The 19,747-nt window shown below is 72.4% G+C and carries 25 protein-coding genes; 7 read left to right on the top strand and 18 right to left on the bottom strand.

Going from position 1 to position 19,747, the window contains the following annotated elements:
• Positions 1-26: 26 nt before the first annotated feature.
• Entirely contained in the window at positions 27-1,004 is a 978-nt protein-coding gene (locus ASD10_RS16185; protein WP_056611806.1) for a ribose-phosphate pyrophosphokinase, read from the bottom strand.
• Positions 1,005-1,083: 79 nt separating this feature from the next.
• On the opposite strand from ASD10_RS16185, the gene ASD10_RS16180 reads away from it, so the two are divergent.
• Both ASD10_RS16180 and ASD10_RS16175 read left to right on the top strand, forming a co-directional pair.
• On the top strand, positions 1,084-1,386 hold the full coding sequence (locus ASD10_RS16180; protein WP_056611803.1) for a DUF4287 domain-containing protein: 303 nt from the start codon (positions 1,084-1,086) through the stop codon (positions 1,384-1,386).
• 182 nt (positions 1,387-1,568) lie between these two features.
• A complete protein-coding gene (locus ASD10_RS16175; protein WP_157432700.1) occupies positions 1,569-2,441 on the top strand; it encodes a hypothetical protein in 873 nt (290 codons plus the stop codon).
• A 28-nt stretch (positions 2,442-2,469) separates the two neighbouring features.
• Here the strand turns inward: ASD10_RS16175 and ASD10_RS16170 are convergent, their stop codons facing one another.
• The 5 genes from ASD10_RS16170 to clpS all read right to left on the bottom strand — a co-directional run bounded on the left by ASD10_RS16170 (position 2,470) and on the right by clpS (position 5,129).
• Positions 2,470-3,417 (bottom strand): PLP-dependent cysteine synthase family protein, encoded by a 948-nt coding sequence (locus ASD10_RS16170; RefSeq protein ID WP_056611287.1) that lies wholly within the window; start codon positions 3,415-3,417, stop codon positions 2,470-2,472.
• Positions 3,418-3,427: 10 nt separating this feature from the next.
• On the bottom strand, positions 3,428-3,712 hold the full coding sequence (locus tag ASD10_RS16165) for a MoaD/ThiS family protein (protein ID WP_056611284.1): 285 nt from the start codon (positions 3,710-3,712) through the stop codon (positions 3,428-3,430).
• The gene (locus tag ASD10_RS16160) at positions 3,712-4,173 is read right to left on the bottom strand and encodes a Mov34/MPN/PAD-1 family protein (protein WP_056611282.1); all 462 of its coding nucleotides are present in this window, start codon (positions 4,171-4,173) and stop codon (positions 3,712-3,714) included. The genes ASD10_RS16165 and ASD10_RS16160 overlap by 1 nt, the downstream gene beginning before the upstream one ends.
• 63 nt (positions 4,174-4,236) lie before the next feature.
• Positions 4,237-4,833 carry a DUF2017 domain-containing protein gene (locus ASD10_RS16155; protein WP_056611279.1) on the bottom strand — a complete coding sequence of 199 codons (597 nt, stop codon included), beginning with the start codon at positions 4,831-4,833 and terminating at the stop codon, positions 4,237-4,239.
• Complete coding sequence (clpS, locus tag ASD10_RS16150) at positions 4,833-5,129, bottom strand: ATP-dependent Clp protease adapter ClpS (RefSeq protein ID WP_056611277.1); 297 nt, start codon at positions 5,127-5,129, stop codon at positions 4,833-4,835. Before clpS ends, ASD10_RS16155 begins: the two co-directional genes overlap by 1 nt.
• Before the next feature lie 76 nt (positions 5,130-5,205).
• Here clpS and ASD10_RS16145 point away from each other — a divergent pair, with 76 nt between their 5' ends.
• The 3 genes from ASD10_RS16145 to ASD10_RS16135 are packed head-to-tail and all read left to right on the top strand — an operon-like array spanning position 5,206 to position 8,396.
• A complete protein-coding gene (locus ASD10_RS16145) occupies positions 5,206-6,510 on the top strand; it encodes a nicotinate phosphoribosyltransferase (RefSeq protein WP_082556351.1) in 1,305 nt (434 codons plus the stop codon).
• A gap of 13 nt (positions 6,511-6,523) precedes the next feature.
• Positions 6,524-7,078 (top strand): isochorismatase family protein, encoded by a 555-nt coding sequence (locus ASD10_RS16140; protein WP_056611274.1) that lies wholly within the window; start codon positions 6,524-6,526, stop codon positions 7,076-7,078.
• A 19-nt stretch (positions 7,079-7,097) separates the two neighbouring features.
• Positions 7,098-8,396, top strand: a complete 1,299-nt coding sequence (locus ASD10_RS16135; protein WP_200938342.1) for a GNAT family N-acetyltransferase — start codon at positions 7,098-7,100, stop codon at positions 8,394-8,396.
• Here the strand turns inward: ASD10_RS16135 and ASD10_RS18940 are convergent.
• The 8 genes from ASD10_RS18940 to ASD10_RS16100 form a co-directional block, all read right to left on the bottom strand.
• Entirely contained in the window at positions 8,393-8,551 is a 159-nt protein-coding gene (locus ASD10_RS18940; protein WP_157432699.1) for a hypothetical protein, read from the bottom strand. The genes ASD10_RS16135 and ASD10_RS18940 overlap by 4 nt on opposite strands.
• A gap of 87 nt (positions 8,552-8,638) precedes the next feature.
• Entirely contained in the window at positions 8,639-9,664 is a 1,026-nt protein-coding gene (locus ASD10_RS16130) for an LLM class flavin-dependent oxidoreductase (RefSeq protein WP_235502067.1), read from the bottom strand.
• A 70-nt stretch (positions 9,665-9,734) separates the two neighbouring features.
• Positions 9,735-10,685, bottom strand: coding sequence for a hypothetical protein (locus ASD10_RS16125; protein ID WP_056611270.1), 951 nt, complete (start codon positions 10,683-10,685; stop codon positions 9,735-9,737).
• 66 nt (positions 10,686-10,751) lie between these two features.
• Positions 10,752-11,633: an oxygenase MpaB family protein gene (locus ASD10_RS16120; protein WP_056611794.1), complete on the bottom strand. Its 882-nt coding sequence runs from the start codon at positions 11,631-11,633 to the stop codon at positions 10,752-10,754.
• Positions 11,634-11,697: 64 nt separating this feature from the next.
• On the bottom strand, positions 11,698-12,642 hold the full coding sequence (locus ASD10_RS16115; RefSeq protein ID WP_056611267.1) for an alpha/beta hydrolase: 945 nt from the start codon (positions 12,640-12,642) through the stop codon (positions 11,698-11,700).
• A 9-nt stretch (positions 12,643-12,651) separates the two neighbouring features.
• Positions 12,652-14,349 (bottom strand): DEAD/DEAH box helicase, encoded by a 1,698-nt coding sequence (locus ASD10_RS16110; RefSeq protein WP_056611264.1) that lies wholly within the window; start codon positions 14,347-14,349, stop codon positions 12,652-12,654.
• Entirely contained in the window at positions 14,339-14,620 is a 282-nt protein-coding gene (locus ASD10_RS16105) for a DUF3039 domain-containing protein (RefSeq protein WP_056611261.1), read from the bottom strand. Before ASD10_RS16105 ends, ASD10_RS16110 begins: the two co-directional genes overlap by 11 nt.
• Positions 14,621-14,664: 44 nt before the next feature.
• Complete coding sequence (locus tag ASD10_RS16100) at positions 14,665-15,225, bottom strand: YqgE/AlgH family protein (RefSeq protein ID WP_157432697.1); 561 nt, start codon at positions 15,223-15,225, stop codon at positions 14,665-14,667.
• Between the two features lie 65 nt (positions 15,226-15,290).
• Between ASD10_RS16100 and ASD10_RS16095 the strand changes: the two genes are divergently transcribed.
• Positions 15,291-16,058 (top strand): MerR family transcriptional regulator, encoded by a 768-nt coding sequence (locus ASD10_RS16095; RefSeq protein ID WP_056611258.1) that lies wholly within the window; start codon positions 15,291-15,293, stop codon positions 16,056-16,058.
• 99 nt (positions 16,059-16,157) lie between these two features.
• On the opposite strand, the gene ASD10_RS16090 is transcribed toward ASD10_RS16095, so the two are convergent.
• Entirely contained in the window at positions 16,158-16,670 is a 513-nt protein-coding gene (locus ASD10_RS16090) for a hypothetical protein (RefSeq protein WP_056611255.1), read from the bottom strand.
• A 140-nt stretch (positions 16,671-16,810) separates the two neighbouring features.
• On the opposite strand from ASD10_RS16090, the gene ASD10_RS16085 reads away from it, so the two are divergent.
• The gene (locus ASD10_RS16085) at positions 16,811-17,470 is read left to right on the top strand and encodes a TetR/AcrR family transcriptional regulator (protein WP_082556350.1); all 660 of its coding nucleotides are present in this window, start codon (positions 16,811-16,813) and stop codon (positions 17,468-17,470) included.
• Between the two features lie 24 nt (positions 17,471-17,494).
• On the opposite strand, the gene ASD10_RS16080 is transcribed toward ASD10_RS16085, so the two are convergent.
• The 3 genes from ASD10_RS16080 to ASD10_RS16070 are packed head-to-tail and all read right to left on the bottom strand — an operon-like array spanning position 17,495 to position 19,719.
• A complete protein-coding gene (locus tag ASD10_RS16080; protein WP_157432696.1) occupies positions 17,495-18,514 on the bottom strand; it encodes a DUF3048 domain-containing protein in 1,020 nt (339 codons plus the stop codon).
• Between the two features lie 56 nt (positions 18,515-18,570).
• Entirely contained in the window at positions 18,571-19,029 is a 459-nt protein-coding gene (locus ASD10_RS19260; RefSeq protein ID WP_056611249.1) for a hypothetical protein, read from the bottom strand.
• Positions 19,030-19,032: 3 nt separating this feature from the next.
• Positions 19,033-19,719 (bottom strand): hypothetical protein, encoded by a 687-nt coding sequence (locus tag ASD10_RS16070; RefSeq protein WP_056611246.1) that lies wholly within the window; start codon positions 19,717-19,719, stop codon positions 19,033-19,035.
• Between the last annotated feature and the right edge of the window lie 28 nt (positions 19,720-19,747).

Genomic DNA, 19,747 nt, shown 5'->3' with positions numbered 1-19,747 from the left:
GACGTCGGACCCGGGACCCGCAGCCGTCAGAGCGGCAGCTTGGGCTGCGGGGGCGCGTGGGCCGGGTCGACGCCGTCGAACAGCGACGAGACGGACTCCCCCGCGTGGATGCGGGCGATCGCCTCGGCGAACAGGCCGGCGACCGACCTCACCTGCAGCTCGGGCCAGTCGGCCGGTGGCGGGACGGTGTCGGTCGTGACGACCTCGGTGATCGAGGGGTGGCCGCGCAGGCGCTCGACGGCGTTGCCGGTGAACAGGCCGTGCGTGCAGGCGACCGAGGCCTCGACGCAGCCCTCCTCGCGCAGCTTGTTCATGAGCTCGACGATCGACCCGCCGGTCGCGATCTCGTCGTCGAGGACGATCGCCTTCTTGCCCGCGACGTCGCCCACGATCGCGTCGATCACGACGCGGTCGTCGGCCTGGCGCTGCTTGCTGCCGGCCGCGACCGGCACGCCGAGCAGCCGGGCGAACAACGAGGCGGTCTTGGCGTTGCCGAGGTCGGGCGAGACCACGACGGTGTCGGTGAGGTCGCGGCTGCGGTAGTGGTCGGCGATCTCGCCGATCGCGGTGAGGTGGTCGACGGGGACGCTGAAGAAGCCGTGCACCTGCGGCGCGTGCAGCGTCATCGTCACGACCCGGTCGGCGCCCGCGGTCGTCAGCATGTCGGCCACGAGACGACCGCCGATCGAGATGCGCGAGGCGTCCTTCTTGTCGGAGCGAGCGTAGGCGTAGTGCGGGATGACCGCGGTGACGGACGCCGCGCTGGCCCCGCGCGCCGCGTCGATCATCAGCAGCAGCTCCATCAGGTGGTCCTGCGTCGGAGGCACCAGCGGCTGGATGATGAAGACGTCCTTCTTGCGGCAGTTGGCCAGCAGCTGCACCTGGAGGCAGTCGTTGCTGAACCGCATCGTGTCGGACGCCGACAGCGGCTGCCCGAGCTCGGAGCAGATCTTCTCGGCAAGGGGGCGGTGCGCGCTTCCGGAGAAGACCACGATCTGACTCACGCCCCGAGGGTAGTCGACGGGCACCCGGGCACGGTAGGAATGAGTGGTCGACCCCATCACACCGTCCCCGGAGGCGCGCATGTCGTTCCAGGCCTACCTCGACGCCATCGAGACCAGGACCGGCCTCACCCCCCGCCAGCTCGTCGACGAGGCGACGGCCCGTGGCTTCGACGACCCGGCCGTGAAGGCCGGTGCGATCCTCGAGTGGCTCAAGACCGACTACGACCTGGGACGCGGTCACGGCATGGCGCTGGTGCACGTCATCAAGAAGGGCGCGCAGATCGACGCCAAGCACGTGGGCACGTCCGGACCGCACCGGGACGAGAAGGACGAGCTGTGGCTCGACGGCAAGGACACCAAGCCCGCCGACTGGGGCGCGTGAGCACCTGCGACGACGACCACATCATCGACCACCAGCCCGGCTGGCAGGTCACCGGTGACGGCGCGATCACGATGTGGACCACTCCCACCGGCCACACCTGCACGTCCACGCCATCATCCGTCCTGCCCGGACGCCACCCCGGCCATCTCCGCCGATAGACCCGACGGTGCGATCATCGGTCCATGACACCGACCGTGGAGGACTACGCCGCGGCGGTGCCGCGCGGTCCCGTTCTCGAGCCGCCGCACGTTCGGGAGTTCCTCGCGGTCGAGGTCGAGCAGGTCGAGGCCCGGGGAGCGCAGGTCGTCGCGACCATGCGGTGGAGCTCCTACCCCCACCCCATCCGGTACGCGGTGCTGCCGGACGAGGTGTCCGTCATGGGCGGGCACGTCCCTCACGAGGAGGCGACGCTCGATCAGTGGGCCGACGAGGTCGGCGCCCCACTGGCGTGGGGAGCGACGCTTCCCCTCCTGTCCTCACGCAGGTCGCGGGTCGGTGACGCCGTCGAGGTGACCGAGGCCGAGCCACCCGACCCCCGCTTCACCAGCGGACATCTCCTGGGAACGGCGCCGGACAGCGCGTGGCGCGAGGTCGCCGACCTGTCAGACCCGGCGGTGCCTCCGCCGACCATCGAGAGCTGGCGTGCCGACGGCACCCTCGCCACGTGGCACCACGTCCGTCTTCAGCACCGCCACGTGCTGCCGGTGTGCGGACACGCAGCAGCGCGGTGGGTGGGCGACGCAACGGCCTCGCTCGACCACCTGGAGATCGAGGACGGGATGCCCGAGACCTTCGCCCTGCTGACGGTCGCCGAGGTGATGCACAGCGCGGCCGGCGCGGGTGCGCGGACGATCGTCTGCACCGTGGACGTGCCCGGCGCCGAGCTCCTGGGCTTCCGTGAGCGCGACGGCCTGCTGCGGGTGGACACCCGCTTCCTGGACGTCGACCACGACGGCGTGGCGCGCCTCGTCCGGCAGACGTCGGGTTGGACGCCGTCGGCCGACGTGCAGGCCGCCATCGGGCGCACCGACCGCGCCACGTACTACGCGGGTTGAGGCAGGTCGACGGCGGCCGCCACCGGGTTCACGCCCAGAGCTGGCCGTCGAGCTTGTCCTCGGCCTCGTCGAGGGTGCCCTCGTAGGCCCCGGTCGACAGGTACTTCCAGCCGCCGTCGCAGACGATGAAGACGATGTCGGCCTTCTCGCCGGCCTTGACGCACTTGGCCGCCTGCGCGAGCGCGGCGTGCAGGATCGCGCCGGTCGAGATGCCCGCGAAGATGCCCTCGGACTCGACCAGCTCGCGCACCCGGCGGACGGCGTCGCGCGGGCCCACCGAGAACCGTGCGTCGATCATCGACGCGTCGTACAGCTCGGGGATGAAGCCCTCGTCGAGGTTGCGCAGCCCGTACACGAGCTCGCCGTAGCGAGGCTCGGCCGCGACGATGCGCACCTCGGGCTTGTGCTCGCGGAAGAACCGACCGGCGCCCATCAGCGTGCCGGTCGTGCCGAGCCCCGCGACGAAGTGCGTCACCTCGGGCAGGTCGCCGAGGATCTCGGGGCCGGTGCCCTCGTAGTGCGCGTCGGCGTTGGCGGGGTTGCCGTACTGGTAGAGCATGACCCAGTCGGGGTGCTCGGCCGCGAGACCCTTGGCGACCCGCACCGCCTCGTTCGAGCCGCCCGCCGCGGGCGACGGGATGATCTCGGCGCCCCACATCGTCAGCAGCTGCGTGCGCTCGATCGACGTGTTCTCGGGCATGACGCAGATGATCCGGTAGCCGCGCTGCCGCGCGACCATCGCCAGCGAGATGCCGGTGTTGCCGCTCGTCGGCTCGAGGATCGTCGCACCGGGGTGCAGGCGACCCTCCTTCTCGGCGCGCAGGATCATGCTCAACGCCGCACGGTCCTTGATCGACCCGGTGGGGTTCTGGTCCTCGAGCTTGGCCCACAGCCGGACGTCCGGGGACGGCGACAGCGTCGGGAGCCCGACCAGCGGCGTGCGGCCGACGGAGTCGATCAGCGAGTCGAAGCGCATGCGGTGCGGATCAGACCCCTGCGGACCCACCGGCGACCGCCGGCAGGATCACGACGGTGTCGCCGTCGGCGACGGGGGTGCCGAGGTTGCCGGTGAAGCGGATGTCCTCGTCGTTGACGTAGATGTTGACGAAGCGGCGGGCCTCGCCGTTCTCGATCAGTCGCTCCTTGATGCCCGCGTGATCGTTCTCGAGCTGGTCGATCACCTCGGTGACGGTCGACCCGGAGCCCTCGACGACGCGCTCACCGTCGGTGTACGTGCGCAGGATGGTGGGGATGCGGACCTCGATGGCCATCAGTGTTCTGCCTTCTGTTGGGTGACTTCTCCGTGGTCATAACCGTCGACGACCCGGACTTCTTCCTCGGTGACCTCGCCGTCCACGATCCGGTACGACCGGAAGTCGACCGGACCGCTCTCGTGGGCACCGTCGCGCGTCGAGACCAGGACGTAGTGGGCGCCGGGCTCCCCCGCGAGGTTGACGTCGGTGCGCGACGGATAGGCCTCGGTCGACGTGTGCGAGTGGTAGATCACGACGGGTTCCTCGTCGTTGTCGTCCATCTCGCGGTAGAGCCGCAGCAGGTCGCCGGAGTCGAACTCGTAGAACGTCGGCGACATCGCGGCGTTCAGCATCGGGATCAGGCGGGCGGGGACGTCGGAGCCGATGGGCCCGGCGACGACGCCACAGGCCTCGTCGGGGTGGTCGCGGCGGGCATGCGCGACGATCGCGTCATGCGTGGCCCGGTCGATGGTCAGCACCCGCCGAGTTTATCGGCTGGGGCGCCGCCCGCCCGGGACCGGCCAGCACGCAAGACGCGCCGGTCAGTCGAGCGCGGAGACCAGCGTCTCCTGGACGTAGCCCAGCCAGTCGAAGATGTCGGACATCGCCGCGATCGCCGCGTCCTCGGACTGCGCCACGTGGAACGCGTCGTCGTCGGTCTCGATGCCGAGCCGCACCGCCAGCGACAGCCGGACGTCGGTCAGCGCCCGCAGCCACGCCTGCACCTCGTCGGCGTCGAGCTCGACCTCGACCCGGTCGCCCTCGTCGCCCGTGAGCTCGTCGGGCAGCTCGCCGAACGTGAGGCCGCCGTCGACCAGGGAGCCGATCAGGGTCTCGGCGTTCAGCACCTTGGCGGACGTCAGCGAGCGCTCGGTGAACCGGCGGAACTCGCCCGCGTCGTCGGGGTCGTCGCGGTACGCGTCGGGCAGCAGCCGTTGCAGGACCGGGTCCTCCGGCGGCAGCGACGGGCCGCCCATGCCGAGCTGCGCGGCGAGCGGGTCGGCGTCCGACTCCTCGGCACCGTTGCGGTCGCGCAGCAGCTCGACGACCTGCCCGGCCAGGTTCGCCAGCAGGTGCGCCTCGCCGATCTCGAACGTCGCGGAGATGCCGCCGCGACGCCTCTTCTTGAAGGGCTTCATCAGGCGTCCTGCCGCTCGAGGGTCGCCCACAGGCCGTACTCGTGCATCGCCTGCACGTGCCGCTCCATCTGCTCGCGACGACCGCTGGAGACGACGGTCCTCCCGTCGTTGTGCACCTCGAGCATCAGCTCGTGCGCCTTCTCGTCGGTGTAGCCGAAGTAGTTGCGGAACACGTAGGCGACGTACGACATCAGGTTGACGGGGTCGTTCCAGACGATCGTGACCCACGGGTCCTCGAGCTCGACGACGCTGGAGACGTCGGGCTCGGCGATCTCGACGGGGGTCGGGGTGCTCACCCCACCATTGTGACGCAGGCACCCGCCGTGGCCAACGGCCGCGCCCCCTCCCCCGGCCCTGACCTAGGCTGACCGGGTGACCGCCACCCGGAGCACCGCGCTGCTGACCGACCGCTACGAGCTCACGATGCTGCAGTCGACGCTGCGCAACGGCACCGCGGACCGCCACTCGGTGTTCGAGCTGTTCGCCCGCCGCCTGTCGGGCGGACGCCGCTACGGCGTCGTCGCCGGTGTCGGCCGGGCCCTCGACGCGTTGGCCGACTTCCGCTTCGGCGACGCCGAGCTGACGTGGCTGCGCGAGGCGGACGTCGTCGACGCCGCGACCTTGGCGTGGCTCGCGGACTACCGCTTCGGCGGCTCGATCTGGGGCTACCCCGACGGCGAGGTGTACTTCCCGCAGTCGCCCGTCATGGTCGTGGAGGGGACGTTCGCCGAGTGCGTCGTGCTCGAGACGCTCCTGCTGTCGGTGCTCAACCACGACTCCGCCATCGCGACGGCCGCCTCGCGCATGATCACCGCGGCCGGCGACCGTCCGTGCATCGAGATGGGGTCGCGCCGCACGCACGAGGCGTCGGCCGTCGCCGCCGCCCGAGCGGCCTACATCGCGGGGTTCGCCGCGACGTCCAACCTCGAGGCGGGCCGCACCCACGGCATCCCGACGACCGGCACCAGCGCGCACTCGTTCACGCTGCTCCACGACACCGAGCGCGACGCCTTCGAGGCCCAGATCGCGTCCCTCGGGCCGGGCACGACGCTGCTCGTCGACACCTACGACATCCCCGAGGCGATCCGCACCGCGGTGGGGCTCGCGGGGCACGAGCTCGGCGGCGTCCGGCTCGACTCGGGCGACCTGGTGTCGCTCGCGCGCGCGGTGCGGCAGCAGCTCGACGGGCTGGGCGCGACGTCGACGCGCATCACCGTCACGAGCGACCTCGACGAGCACGCGATCGCCGCCCTCGCAGTCGCCCCGGTCGACGGCTACGGCGTCGGCACGTCGCTCGTCACGGGCTCGGGGGTGCCGACCAGCGGCTTCGTCTACAAGCTCGTCTCGCGCGCCGGTGACGACGGCGCCATGGTGCCGGTCGCGAAGAAGAGCCAGGACAAGGTCTCGGTCGGGGGTCGCAAGCACGCCCTGCGCCGCCTCGACGCGACGGGCCGCGCCCAGGCCGAGGTCATCGGCATCGGCGACGTGCCCGACCGGGATGGCGACGACCGTCCGCTGCTGGTCGAGCTGGTGCGCGACGGCGAGCGCGTCCACCACGACACGCTCGACGCCGCCCGCACGCGCCTGCGCACGGCCCTGGCCGAGCTGCCCGCCGCCGCCCGACAGCTGTCGAAGGGCGATCCCGTCCTCGACACGATCTACGAGACCACCGACTGACCCGGGAGGCACCATGACCACCGCACTGATCGTCGTCGACGTGCAGAACGACTTCTGCGAGGGCGGCTCGCTCGCCGTCGAGGGCGGGGCGCGGGTCGCGACCGACGTCGCCGCCCTGATCGCCTCGGGCGCCTACGAGACCGTGGTCGCGACCCGCGACCACCACATCGACCCCGGCGCGCACTTCTCCGACACACCCGACTTCGTCGACTCGTGGCCCCGCCACTGCGTCGTCGGCACCGAGGGCGAGCAGCTGCACGCACCGCTCGAGCCCGGCCTGTTCGACGAGACCTTCCTGAAGGGCGAGTACGAGGCCGCGTACTCGGGCTTCGAGGGGTCGTCCGCGTCGGGCACGCGGCTGGCCGACTGGTTGAGGGACGCCGGGGTCGACGCCGTCGACGTGTGCGGCATCGCGACCGACCACTGCGTGCGGGCCACCGCGCTCGACGCGGCGCGCGAGGGGCTCGACGTGCGCGTGCTCGCCTCGCTGACCGCGGCGGTCTCGCCCGACACCCTCTCCTCGGTGCACCAGGAGTGGGCCGAGGCTGGCGTGGTGGTGGCCGACTGACACGTCGTAGGTTGACAGCGTGACCTCCCCGCACCTCGCCCTGCCGATCGACGAGACGTCCGCGGCGCACCTCGCCCGGCAGCACCTCACGATGCGCCTCGTCGACACCGCCGACGCGGCCGATCACACCGCGTGGTCGGACGCCGTCACGCGCGGCTTCCTCGGCCCCGCGGCACCCGCCGACCAGACCGAGGCACGGCGCGCCCACGTGCTCGACGACCGGCTGGTCGGCGTCTACGACGAGACGTCCGCCGTGCCCGCCGAACCCGTCGCCTCGACGCACTGCTGGCCCGCCGAGCTGACCCTCCCGGGCGGGCACGCCGTGTCGTCGTGGGCGATCAGCGGCGTGACGGTCTCGCAGACCCACCGCCGTCGCGGCATCGCACGCCAGCTGCTCGAGGCCGAGCTGCGCACGGCGTCCGCGCTGGGCCTGCCGATCGCGATGCTGACGGTCTCGGAGTCGACGATCTACTCGCGCTTCGGCTTCTCACCCGCGGCGTTCGCCCGCGACCTCACGATCTCGACGCGCCGGGTGCGCTGGACGGGTCCGCCGACGACGGGACGCATCCACCACGTGACCCCCGACCAGCTGCGGCACGACGGCCACGCGGTCGTCGAGCGCGTCCGCGCCCTGCGGGCCGGCGAGGTGTCCCACCCGGCCGACGGCAACCTCTGGCTGCGGCGGATCGGGCTCGGCATCGGCGACGACAACGCCAAGAACCTGCGCCTGGTGCGCCACGACGACGGCGACGGCGTCCCGCAGGGCTTCGCGGTCTACCAGCTCGTCGAGAACGAGGCCGACTTCACCGATCACACGCTCCGGCTGCACACCCTCGTCGCGGCGACCCCCGACGCGTACGCCGCCCTGTGGCGGTTCGTGCTCGAGATGGACCTCGTCTCGACCGTCACGGCGCACCTCCGTCCGGTCGACGAGCCGTTGCGCTGGCTGATCGACGACTTCCGCGCCGTGCACGTCGACGAGGTCGACCACCTCTGGGTGAGGGTGCTCGACGTGCCCGCTGCCCTGTCGGCCCGCACGTACGCGACGAGCGGACGCGTCGTCGTCCGGGTGACCGACGACCTGGGGTTCGCGACCGGCACCTACGCCGTCGAGGTCGACGACGACGGTCGCGCGGCCGTCAGCGCGACGGACGGGGCGCCCGACGCGACCGTCGGCGTCAACGCCGTGGGGTCGTTGCTGCTGGGCGGCGTGTCGGCACGGACGCTGCAGGCCGCGGGAGGCGTCTCGGGCGACGCCGAGCGGCTCGACGAGCTGTTCCGCTCACCGGTCGAGCCGTTCCTGAGCTTCTGGTTCTAGGACGCCTGCGCATCACGCACGGTGGGCGCCAGCACCGTGGCGAGGGCCCCCACGGCGACGCCCACGACCGCCGGACCGCCGATCGAACGGAGCAGCAGCGAGGCACGGGACGGGCGGGAGCGCCGGTGCGCGGGCGCCGCGATGATCTCGGTCATGGCACCGACCCTGCCCCGCGCAGGGCAACGCCCGTCCACCGTCAGGTGAACGGGCGTCGACGCGCGGGACAATCCCCACAGCAGCTCCTACAGCAGCTCCTTGGCGAGCAGCTCGAGCGTGCGCTCGCGGCCCGGGGCCGCCGACGGGTCGGTGCCGCGGTGCGCCGAGGCGACCGGGTTGACCATGACCTCGTCGACGCCGAACCGGTCGGCCAGACGACGCAGCTGGTCGGCGGCGTCGGCCGGCGTTCCGACGACGGCGCGCGCGTAGCCGTCGTCGATGATCGACTGCAGCTGCGGGTGCGTCGGCACGGCCTGCGCGTCCTCGACCATCGCCAGCGCCGTGAGCGGCTGACCCGTGCGCAGCTGCGACATCATCTGCATGTTCGGCAGCGCCAGCGCCCGCGCCTCCTCGTCGGTGTCGGCCACCGCGACGTTGACGGTCAGGAACGTGACGGGCTCGGACGCCACGTCGCTGGGCCGGAACTCCGATCGGTACACCGCGAGCGCCTCGGCGGTGCCGTGGCCCGAGAAGTGGTGCGCGAACACGTACGGCAGCCCCTTGGCCGCGGCGAGGTGCGCCGAGTACATCGACGAGCCGAGCAGCCACATGCGGGGCTCCGACGCGGCCGCCGGGGTGGCCTTCAGCACGTACTGCTGGCGCGGCATCGCGACCCGCACGCCCTCGGTGCCCATCAGCGCGACGACGTCGTCGAGGTACTGCGGGAAGTTCTCGACGTCGGTGTCGTCGCGGCCCGCGGCACCCCGCAGCGCCATCGACGTGACGGGGTCGGAGCCGGGTGCGCGGCCGATGCCGAGGTCGACGCGTCCGGGGGTCGCGGCCTCCAGCAGCGCGAACTGCTCGGCGACCGCGAGCGGCGCGTGGTTGGGCAGCATCACGCCGCCCGAGCCGAGCCGGATGCGATCGGTGCGCGCGCCGAGGATGCCGATCAGCACCGGCGGCGAGGTCGCCGCGACGGCGGGCATGTTGTGGTGCTCGGCCACCCAGAAACGGGTGAAGCCGGCCCGGTCGGCGACCTGCGCGAGCGAGATCGTCGACGCGACGGCGTCGCGGGTCGTCTGGTCGGAGCGGACGGGGACGAGATCGAGCACGGAGAGCCTCACACCGGGTTCAACGCCCTCCGCGGCCGGAACCTTCCCCGCCTCGCCCCGACCGGGCGGGTCAGCGCGCCGGGGCGCGGGTGATCCAGTAGGCGGCCGTCTCGGGCGCGGGGGTGCCGAAGCGGGCGTTGACGGCGTACAGCGAGCCCTTCAGCAGCGCGACGGTCGAGGGCACGTCGACGTCCGATGCGAAGTCGCGGCGGCCGATCGTGTCGACGACCTTCGCCGACCGCGCCTTCGTCCCGAGCGACAGGACGCGGATGCGGTTGTCGCGGTTCTGGACGACGTACAGGGTCCCGCCGGGGCCGGGCTCGAGACCGTCGCCGTTGACGAACGTCGTGCCCCCCGTGCGGACCCTGGTGGTGCGGCCCGACCGGGGATCGATCGTGAACAGGCGGCCGGTGTTGCTCTGGACGGCGACGAGCGTGCCGCGGGTGCTGACGATGCCGTTGAGGTTGTTGCCCTCGGCCAGCCTCAGGTCGCCGTTCAGCGACCGGGTCGTGGCGCGCCAGGCGGCGGGCAGCTTCTTCGTGCGGGTCGAGAGCGGCACGACCAGCAGCTCGCGGCTGAGCGAGTCGGTCGCGTAGACCGCGGTGGGCGTGACCGTGACGTCGTTGACGAAGCGGTTGCCGGCGCTCGGGAAGCGGTACGTGCGCAGCACCTTGCCGGTGTCGGCGTCCTGGGCGCGCAGCTCCTTGCCCGCTCCGCCGGCCACCCAGAGGACGTCACGCCGGCTGTCGTGGTCGAGGCCCACCGCGATGCGGCCCGGTGCGCCCGCGAACGTCCGGCGCTGACCCGTGCGCACCGTGATCTTCTGGATCGCCCCGTCGGAGCGCGAGCCGGAGAACAGGTTCTTGCCGTCGGTCGTGATGCCCTCGGGCAACCAGCCGTTCGGGAGCTCGATGCGGTTGGGCGAGGACGACCGGTCGGACGGGGCGGCCTGGGCCGGCGCACCACCCGCGGACAGGGCGATCGCGGCGGTGAGGGCGAGGACGGGGGTGATGCGCTTCACGGGGGCTCCTGGGGTCGGGACTCCCTCCATCGTGCGCCGCGCCGGGCGGACCGCAACCCGGTTCCGTCAGACGCGTCCGGGTTCGGCGTCGTCGCGCGGCATCGTCGCCGGGAACGTGCCGAGGTGCTCGATCATGAAGCCGCCCGGGTACGAGCGCACGCGGTGCGTGTCGCGCAGCAGGGACGGCCGGCGGCGGGCCGGGAAGAAGCGCAGCAGCCGGCCGCGCGCCACCAGCGACCCGTGCGCCAGCGTCGACATCGCGCGCGAGGGCCGCGGGTAGCGGAACGTCTCGCGCAGGTGGTCGTCGAGCAGGGCGATCGCGAACCGGCGCATGACACGGCGCAGCGGTCGCGGGTAGAACGTCACGAACAGGTCGAGCGTCGAGTCGGCGACGGCCCGGGCCTTGGGCTCGAACACGTACGTCTCCCGCTCGTAGGCGTCCATCAGGTCGGAGAATCCCTGGTAGTCGACCGGGAGGTCGGTGATGCCCATCAGCCGGCCGAGCCGCTGGTAGTAGCGCACCGCGGCGGTCTTCTCGGCCTCCGTGCCGTCGCGCCACCCGTAGCGCTCGATCCACCGCACCGGCGTCACGACGAAGGTCGCGAGCACGTAGCGCATGTCGTCGTTGGAGATGTCGTAGCTGCCGTGCATCTGGTTCATGCGGCGCACGCCGGCGCGCCCGTCGCGCGACTCCAGGCCCCGCTCGGCGATGGTCTCGAGCAGGATCGCGGTGTCGTCGTGCCGCTTCTGCACCGACCCGGTGAACTCGCCCGTGTCGTACAGCAGCCGGCCGACCGTCGGCACGGCGTAGGTGCGGAACAGCGCGAAGCTCAGCGCCTGCTGGGAGTCCCACGGGAACTCGTGCATCGCGGTGATGCGCGCGATCTGCTCGTAGTCGGTCTCGGGATCGAGCCGTGCGATCTGCTGCTGCCAGTGGTCTCGCCTCATGCACGGACCGTACCGTGACAGCATCGCTGTCACAATGGTCTGGCGCAGATTCGCCGGGATCGGGCTACAGCACCTCGCGCAGGAAGTCGACGATGTCGTCGAGCGCGCGGCGGGCGACCGGCACGACGCCCGGCAGGCTCATGAAGCCGTGGATCGCCCCGTCGTACTCGACGTAGCGCACCGGGACCCCCGCCTCGACCAGCGCGTCGCGGTAGCGACTGCCGTTGTCGAGCAGCGGGTCGGCCTCGGCCGTCAGGATGAACGCCTTGGGCAGGTCGGCGTGCGACGACGCCCGGATCGGCGAGGCCCGGAAGTCCTCCGTGCCGTGCTGCTCGCCGAGGTACAGCCGCGCGAACGCCCGCATGTTGGCCGACGTCAGCACGGGGGCGTCGGCGTTGCGGTCCTCCGACGGCCAGCGGTCGTACATCTCGACGCCGGGGTAGATCAGCACCTGCGCGCGGATGGGCGGACCGCCCGCGTCGCGCGCCATCAGCGAGACGACCGCCGCCAGGTTGCCACCGGCACTGTCGCCCATCACCGCGATGCGCTGGGGGTCGACGCCGAGCTCCTCGGCGTGCTCGACGACCCACGCGAGACTGTCGCGGGCGTCGTCGACGCCGGCCGGGAACTCGTGCTCGGGGGCCAGACGGTACGCCGGCGACACCACGACGGCGCGGCCCCGCACCGCGATGCGGCTCGCGAGCCACGCGGACTGCTCGGGGTTGCCCTGCACCCAGCCGCCGCCGTGGAAGTTCACGACGCACGGCAGCGGGCCGATCGCGTCCTCGGGCCGGTGCACCAGGGCACGCTGGCCCGTGCCGATCACGAGCTCGTCGACCGTCGCGGCCGGATCGGGTCGTCCGAAGATCAGCCCGCCGATCGCGGTGCGCTGCAGCTTCGCGCGCTTGGCCCGGTGCGCCGGAAGGTCGACGACGTCCTCGATGCCCTTCTCGGAGATCTTCAGGAGCCGTCCGAACAGACGGGTGCGCAGGGCCATCGACGAAGTCACCCCGAGAGCCTAGCCCGACGCCTTGAGTGCCCAGGTGCGCAGCGCGTCGATGCGCGCCTGCAGCTGCTCGGTCGAGGCCTGTGCCGCGGCGGGTCCGCCGCACTGGGCCCGCAGACGGCTGTGGGTCACGCCGTGCGGCGCCCCCGTGCGGTGGTGCCACGCGCCGACCAGCGCCTGCAGCTCGCGCCGCAGCTCACCGCGCTTCTCGAAGGCGACGTCGGCGGCCGGCGCCGACGGCTCGGCGGCCTTGGCCTGCGCACGCTTGGCCCGGGACGTGCGCAGCAGCTCGGCGACCTGCGCGGGATCGAGCAGGCCCGGGATGCCGAGGAAGTCGAGCTCGCCCTCGTCGTCCGACAGCGAGTCGTAGCCGAACTCGCCACCGTCGTAGACCAGGCGGTCGAAGTCGGCGTCGCTGGCCAGGGCGCGGTACTCCCCCAGCAGGTCGTCGGACGCCCCGTGGTCCTCCTGGGCCTTGGCGATCAGCTCGGCCTCGGCGGCGAACAGGTCGTCCTCGTCCTTGACGGGCCGGCCCACGACGTGGTCGCGCTGCGTCTCGAGGTCGGACGCGAGGGCCAGCAGGCGCGGCACGCTCGGGACGAAGATCGACGCGGTCTCGCCCTTGCGGCGCGCCCGCACGAAGCGCCCGACGGCCTGCGCGAAGTACAGCGGGGTCGAGGTCGTGGTGGCGTAGACACCGACCGACAGGCGCGGCACGTCGACGCCCTCGCTGACCATGCGCACCGCGACCATCCACGGGTCCATGCCGGCCGAGAACTCCGAGATCTTGGCGCTGCTGCCGGCCTCGTCGGACAGCACGACGGTCGGGGTCGCGCCCGTGATCTCGGCCAGCACCGCGGCGTAGGCCCGCGCGCTGTCCTGGTCGCTGGCGATGACCAGGCCACCCGCGTCGGGCACGTGGCGACGCACCTCGAGCAGGCGGGTGTGGGCCGCACTGAGCACCTCGGGGATCCACGACCCGTTCGGGTCGAGGGCCGTGCGCAGCGCCTGGGCCGTCGCGGCGCGGTCGAGGGGCTCGCCCAGACGGGCCGCGACCTCGTCGCCGGCCCGGGTGCGCCAGTGCATCTGCCCCGAGTAGGCCATGAACAGCACGGGACGCACGACGCCGTCCTTGAGCGCGTGGCCGTAGCCGTACGAGTAGTCGGCGACGCTGACCTTCGAGCCGTCGGTCTGCGGCGCGTAGGTCACGAACGGGATGGGGTTGTCGTCGGAGCGGAACGGCGTGCCCGTCAGCGCGAGGCGCCGCACCGCGGGCTCGCAGGCCTCCTGCACGCCGTCGCCCCACGTGAGCGCGTCGCCGGCGTGGTGCACCTCGTCCATGATGACCATCGTCGAGCGGTGCTCGATGCGGTTGCGGTACGCGTTGGGGTTGACCGCGATGCCCGCGTACGTCACCGCGAAGCCCTGGAACCCGGACCCGAGCACGCCGCGGCTCGGGAGCGCGGGGTCGATCATGATGCCGATGCCCGCGGCAGCCAGGGCCCACTGCGTCTTGAGGTGGTCGGTCGGCGTGACGATCACGATGCGCTCGACGATGCCGCGCGCGAGCAGGTCGGCCGCGATCGTCAGCGCGAACGTCGTCTTGCCGGCGCCGGGCGTCGCGACGGTCAGGAAGTCGCTCGGTTGCGTGCGCTGGTAGAGGTCGAACGCCTCTCGCTGCCAGACCCGGAGGTGCTGGCTACGCGTCACCCGAGCCGTCCCCCTCGTCGCCCTTGTCCATGCTCTCCCAGATGTCCTTGCACTCGGGGCAGACCGGGAAGCGCTGCGGGTCGCGACTCGGCGTCCAGACCTTGCCGCACAGCGCGATCACCGGGGTGCCCATGACCATCGCCTCGGTCAGCTCGGCCTTGGGGACGTAGTGCGAGAACTTCTCGTGATCGCCCTCCTCGGTGCGCTGGTCGACGCGCTCGTCGGTGCGCTCGTCGAGAGCCGTCTGCGAACCACGCTGGAAGAAAGCCACGCGAGGAGTCTAACGACCTCGACCGGCACGTCCTAGTCGATGACCTAGTTGGTCGACGGGTCGTCCGGGAATGTCGCCCAGAACCGGACGTCGCCCTCCTGGCGTCGCAGCACCTCGCGCCACAGCAGCTCGGGCTGGGGCGAGATGAGGTCCTTGTCACGTGCGTCGACGACCATCCACGCGCCCTCGTCGAGCTCGTCGGCCAGCTGCCCCGGACCCCAGCCGGCGTACCCCGCGAAGACCCGCATGCCGATCAGCTCGGTGCCGGCGGGCACGGGCCCGTCGAGGTCGACCAGGCCCACCCGGCCGGTCATGCGACGCCAGCCCGCGGGAGCCGCGGGGTCGTCCGACGGATCGGCCACGATGCCCAGGCCGAGCGCCGAGTCGACCCCCACCGGACCGCCGTCGAACAGACACACGGGCGCGTTGACGAGCCCCGCCCAGTCGGGCAGGACGTCCTCGACGTCGGACGGCAGCGGGCGGTTGACGATGACGCCGAGGGTCCCGTCGGCGTCGTGGTCGAGCACGAAGACGACGCTGCGCAGGAACGGCCCCGAGTCGATCGCCGGGGTCGCCACCAGCAGCCTGCCGATCAGCTCGTCCATGGCGTCCATCATGCCCCCGCGACGCTCGGCACGGCAGGAGCCACCCTGCGGCCTATGATGCGTCCATGCCCGCCGACGCCACCTCCCCCGAGGAGAACGCCCCTCAGGAGTACACGGTCGACGAGCTCGCGGCACGGGCACAGATGACGGTGCGCAACGTGCGGGCCTACGCGGGGCGCGGTCTCATCGAGGCCCCCCGGCTGGCCGGGCGCACGGGCTACTACAACCGCGAGCACCTCCAGCGCCTCCAGCTCATCCGGCAGCTGCTCGACCGGGGCTTCACGCTCGCCGCGGTCGAGAAGGCGATCCAGAGCGCACCGCAGAGCGCCGCGGGACACACGCTCGACCTGATGACGATCCTCGACCTGCCCGAGGCGGACGAGGCCGAGATCATGTCGCGCGACGACCTCGCGGCACTGGCCGGCGTGGCGCGCGACGCCTCCCTCGTCGACTCGATGGTCGAGCTGGGCCTGGTCGAGGCCCTCGAGGGCGACCGCGTGAGGCTCGTCGAGCCCGCCGTCGTCCGGGCCGGCGCCGCCGCGGTGTCGATGGGGCTGGCGCCCAGCACCGTCATCGGCCTGTTCCCGACGCTGCAGGAGCACCTGCGGGCCATCACCGACACGTTCGTGCGCGACGTCGTCACCGAGCTGATCCAGCCGTTCATCGACGCCGGCTTCCCCGAGGACGACTGGGAGCGCATCATCGCGCTGGTCGACGGGCTGCTGCCGATCGCCAGCCAGGTCACGCTCGGCGTGTTCCGCAGCGAGTTCCGCCAGTCGATCGACGTCGAGATCGGCGAGCAGATCACCGGCCTGGCGTCACAGCGCCACTAGGCGGCTCGAGCCCTGCCCGGCCCCGCCCGCCTGGAGGCGGAGATCCCCGCCCGGCACAGGAGGGAGGGAGCGTGCCGGACGGGGACGAGTGGGGTCCGCTCAGGCGGCGATCGCGTTGCGCAGGCGCGTGATCAGACCCGGCCGGGCGTCGTCCCGGAGCGGGACGACCGGGGCCGCCGCGAGCTGCTCGCGGGCGGTCTCCTGGATGCGACGACCGTGCGTCGTCAGGTCGGCGCCGACGACCGAGCCGGCGGAGATCGCGAGGTAGGCCAGCTCCTTGGCGATCGCCTTGCGCAGCGCGGGGTCGTCGCGGTGGGCGTCGAGCAGGGCGCGGGCGCCGGGCAGCTCGGCCGCGGTCGTGACCCACGCCGTGACGGGGACGAGCTCGGGCGTCTCGGAGTCGCCGGACAGCAGGCGGTCCATCTGGCCGCTGAGTCGCTGGAACCAGGTCATCTGCAGGTCGAACAGCGCATCGGTCTCGGTCGGGAAGGCCTCGCGGGCCCCGTCGGCCGTGTCGAGCAGCTCGGTGAGCGTCGTGCCGGGGCGCCGGTCGGCGACCTCCAGCATCTCGCGGAGGGCGTTCTTGCGACGGTTGTAAGCATCCCAGGTCATGGTGTGCTCCTTTCTGGTCCGTCGGACCGGGGCCACATACCCTCGGTACGTACTCTCAGTATGTTGGGGCGTCCGGGCCATGGCAAACCGCAGGTATGTGATTCGGCGCACGACGCGCGCGTCCCCGTAGACTCGGACCCATGTCCCACCCCGCACGCGTGACCAAGAGCGTCCTGCGCACCGCCCGCAAGACCACCAAGACCTCGCGGCGGCAGGACTACTCCTCCAGCACCAAGCGGGCCCTGCTCGACAGCGCCACGACCCTGTTCACCGACCACGGCTACGCCGGCACCTCGCTCGACGAGGTCGTCGCCGCCGCACGGGTCACCAAGGGTGCGCTCTACCACCACTTCCCCAGCAAGCTGGCCCTGTTCGAGAACGTCTTCCTGCGCGTTCAGGAGTCCACGACGACCGAGATCGGCAAGGCCATCAACACGTCGAAGGACCCGTGGGAGCGCGCCCAGACGGGCCTGCAGAAGTTCCTCGAGGTGTGCCGCCAGCCCGAGTTCCGTCGCATCTGCATGCAGGAGGGCCCCGTGGCACTCGGGCACGAGCGCTGGCAGGAGGCCGAGAAGGCGTCGTCGTACGGCATCGTGCAGAGCATCGTCGAGGAGCTCCTGGCCGATCTCGGCAACGCCGACCAGCTCGGCGAGGCGTTCACGGCGGTGTTCTACGGCGCCATCCGGTCGGCGTCGGAGTACGTCTCCGACGCGGAGGACCCGGAGGCCGCCAGTGACGACGTCCAGGCCACGATCGGCGCCCTGCTGGCCGGTCTGCGGCTCCTGCCGACCGTCGAGTGAGGGCCGGCGCGGACGCCGTGCCGCTCAGCGCAGCGTGACCGAGCCGGCGTCCTTCGGCACGAGCTCGATGAACACCTTGCCCGGATCGATCGTGTAGGGCGAGCCGTCGGCCGCCGTGAACGACAGCCCCTCGTCGAGGCTCGGCTTGCGCCACGTCACGGTGTCGACCTGACCGCCGTGGAACACCATGGCGTCGCCCTTGCCCTCGAATACCGTCTCGGGGACGGGGTTGCCGGCCGGATCGGTGTAGCCCGCGTCGCCGACCTTGGCGAACACGACGACCATCGTGTCGGCCTCGAAGTCCTTGTTCGGGGCAGCGTGCCCGTTGGTGCGCGTCCACTTGCCGCCGGCCAGCTTCCACGTCGTCGACGTCGCGTTCGAGAACCGCACCGTCGCCGACGTCGCCGCCCTGCCGGTCGCGGCAGCGGCAGCGGCGGCGGGCGCGTCGGCGGGCGTCCACGGCAGGTACGGGCCCTTGATCGTGCTGCGCTTGGCCTTCTTGGCGACCGTCTTGAGGTTGATCAACCGGTTGTACGGGCGGTACTTGGCGGGGTCGCTGCTGAAGCCGGCGGATCCGGCGTCCTCCGAGAAGACCGTGATGCCGGACTTCTCGACCTTGTTGTAGGCGCCGTTGGCGCCGCCCGAGGCGACGATCTGGCCGCCGACGGGGCCGGCGATGCCGATGTCGCTGGTGCGCAGCGACCGGACGTGGCCGACCTTCGACGGGATGCTGGAGTAGAAGAACGCCGCGAGGCGGGTCAACCCGCCCTCGACGAGCTCCTCGAGCACGAGATCGGCCTTGTCCAGACCGTACTGCGGGGCACCGGCCGCGGTGTTCTCGATCTTGACGACGAAGACGGGGTTGTCGGGTCGTCCCTTCGAGAGCGCCAGGCCCGTGAGCGGTGAGATCTCGACGAGCGGGGTGGCGGTGGCCGCGGACGCGTCGGGGGCCGCGGGCTTCTCGCCGCCGTCCGACGAGGACGACGAGCACGCGGACAGGGCCAGGGCAGCGGCGGACACCGCCGCGACGAGACGCAGCTTCATGGGCGACAGCATGCCTCACGCGACGGGCCTGGCGGTGGTGCCACTCTGTCGGGGCGTCAGCCGTTCTTGGGGCGGCGCAGACCCGCCTGCTCAGCGGCCTCGGCGCTCGTGAACCACAGCGCGGCGGTCGTGCGGGCGAAGGCGGGGCTCGTCGACGCGTGGTAGATCTTCGAGCCGCGGCTGACCTTGACGACGTACTCGTCCGAGGGGGCGGCGCCGTCGGCCAGCGGGAGCGCCGAACCGGGGTGCGGGCCGGGGACGATCGGCGGTCGCGCGTCGGGCTCGGAGGCCGGCGGCCCGGCCGCCGGCTCCGGCGCGGCCCCCTCCACCGTCACGACCTCGGGTGCGGGCGTCGGGGTCGGTGCCGGAGCGGGAGCCGGGGTCGGTGCCGGAGCCGGGGTCGGCTGGTGCCGCGCCCGCAGCACCAGCTCGCGCACGAGCCAGCCCAGCACGAAGCCGAGCGCCGCGGCGAGCAGCAGCCACAGGCCGATCTCGCCGATCGTGTACCCCGACATCGTTCAGGCCCCCTTCCGCGGGGCCGACGCGACCCGCAGCGTCTGGACGAGCCGCAGCCCCGGCAGCGCCTGCGCGACCTGCTCGACGACCCGGGCGCGCGTCGTGCGGTCGGCGACCTGCCCGCCGAGCACGACCGTGCCGTCGCCCGGGACGTCGAGCGCCAGGCCCTCGACCCCGGCCACGATCTCGAGCACGTCCGGCACGGCGGCGACCCACGGCTCGGACGGCACGGAGCGGACGACCCTCACGTCGCCCGTGACGGTCGTGCGCAGCGTCGTCGCGACAGCGACCTTGATCGCGGCGGCGTCGTCGGGCGAGGGGACGGCGCCGCTGATCTCGACGTCGTCGCCCGCCCGGTCGAGCTCGAAGCGCGCGGCGTCCGCGACGACAGGACGCGGGCGGCGGTCGACCTCGACCCGCCGGACGCCGGGCAGGGTGCGCACCAGCGACGCGGCGAGCCGCGCCTCGACGTCGTTGCCGCCGCGGAGCTCGGCCTCGCGGCCCGTGAAGTCGACGCGCACGTCGGCCAGGTCGGCGGCCCGCAGCGCCGCCGTGGACCGATCGCCCAGGTCGGCGGCGACCGATCGCGACCCCATCACGGCGCCGACGCCGATCACCGCGACGAGGCACGCCGCGACGGCCGCGACGAGTCGCTTGAGCGCTGGGCCCGCGGGGTTCGGATCGGACACGGAGCGAGGTCTCCCGGCTAGATCGGCA

The organism is Aeromicrobium sp. Root472D3 (assembly GCF_001426485.1).
In the GTDB taxonomy this organism is placed as follows: domain Bacteria; phylum Actinomycetota; class Actinomycetes; order Propionibacteriales; family Nocardioidaceae; genus Aeromicrobium.
Note: the sequence above shows the minus strand (reverse complement) of the source record. Positions and strands in the feature narration are given on the sequence as shown.